Origin of the sequence: Lutibacter oricola (genome assembly GCF_900106565.1) — a bacterium.
In the GTDB taxonomy this organism is placed as follows: Bacteria; Bacteroidota; Bacteroidia; order Flavobacteriales; family Flavobacteriaceae; genus Lutibacter; species Lutibacter oricola.
Window position 1 is genome coordinate 1 of the sequence record NZ_FNNJ01000052.1, and the last position, 1431, is coordinate 1431.

1 protein-coding gene and 1 pseudogene are annotated in these 1431 nt (G+C 28.8%); both read right to left on the minus strand.

What is annotated here, in order from left to right:
* Positions 1 to 283: 283 nt before the first annotated feature.
* Complete coding sequence (locus BLU40_RS17435) at positions 284 to 1078, minus strand: hypothetical protein (RefSeq protein WP_090126827.1); 795 nt, start codon at positions 1076 to 1078, stop codon at positions 284 to 286.
* Positions 1079 to 1221: 143 nt separating this feature from the next.
* Positions 1222 to 1431: pseudogene (locus tag BLU40_RS17675) on the minus strand (elongation factor Tu); the annotation flags it as partial.

Here is a 1431-nt window from a genome sequence, read left to right on the forward strand (position 1 = left end):
TTTTATTTCTGTTTGATAGAGTAGAAGAGTTATCATAATTTTCCCTCAGTGAATTATTTTTTTCGTGCCTCTGTCAGTCTAACTATTTTAATCTTGAATGACTAAAATGTGGATTTCAGTAGTGAAATCCGCCGTTACAGGCAACGGTTTGTGGTATGTTTTGTTGAGTGTTTAAGCTATAAATTTAGTAAATTATTACTGACCGAGAAAATCCGATAGGATTTTCGTAAGTGTGCTAGGACCAAACAATAAAATATACCAGTTGTTGCCAGTAGGTTTTTAATCATTTTAGTTGAATATGAATATGGTCATCGTGTCTTACAGCTTTACATCCGTGAAATCTAATCTTGCTATTCGATAAATTCATTCTTGTTTTCAAATGTGGTTCTATAAATATTTTACCGATTTCTGATTGCCTTAAAATTGAATTAATCAAATCTCTTGAAGCTTTCTCTGAAAACTCAATTTCTCGATTAATTTTACCAAATGTCAAATATTTAGGAAAATCGTATTGCCAATATCCTTTTTTCTTACAAATCTCAAATTGTTTTATCTCATTATTCTTTGGGTTTTCATAAATTCCGTAACCGCTTATCGAAGGTTTCTTATTTGTGATTTTTCCGTTTTCTTGATATACGAATGATAAATCAATTTTCTTTCCATCATTATGACTCAAATGTGGAAGAAGTGGAAATTTATCAATAAAAGGAAAGTTTGCATCTAAATAAACAAGCTGGATTTCTTTATGTTTTTTCTCAAAATCAATTGATATTTTCTGAAGAGTTTTATTTAACTCTGGTTTTACATAATTCCTGTTTAAAAGTTTCGTGAAAATTGTGTTAGCTTTTATCAATTCTGTTTCTTTAATCTTTTCTCGACCAAATAAATTCGCTAACTGTGGAACAATTAAAAATGTTGAAAATAGATAAATTGCAGAAAAAACAATTAATCGTTTTAATCTTTTGTTTTCTTGTTTTGACTTAATAATCAAAATTGTCAAAAAATAAATTATTCCTCCAATCTGTGTGAAAACAGTCAGAAAAACTATAATTATCAAATGAAGCAATTTTTTTATCATTTTGCGCGACTTACTGGCAACGGGTTTGTGTATGTTTTGTAGCGTTTTTTAAGCTACTAATTTACTAAATAAAACACTAACGTAGAAAATCTGTGAGGATTTTCGTAAATGTGCTAGAACCAAGCTATAAAATATAAACAGTGTTACCTGCTGGCTTTTATTTTTTCTTTTCCAAATTCGCTATTAAAATTTCTCAATCTTACTTGGTTTTTATCATATTCGGCACTAGAAAGAACATCTCTCCAATCAATTTTCGCCAACTCAAATACTTTAGATTTTTCCATTTTCCCAATTGTAAATAGATAAATCATAGATCTTATAATTCTCGGACTTCTAAGATGTTTTTCTGAATT

What these genes read in the sequence shown, in the direction of transcription:
- BLU40_RS17435 (WP_090126827.1), bottom strand. Translation starts at nt 1,078, where the DNA reads ATGATAAAAAAATTGCTTCATTTGATAATTATAGTTTTTCTGACTGTT.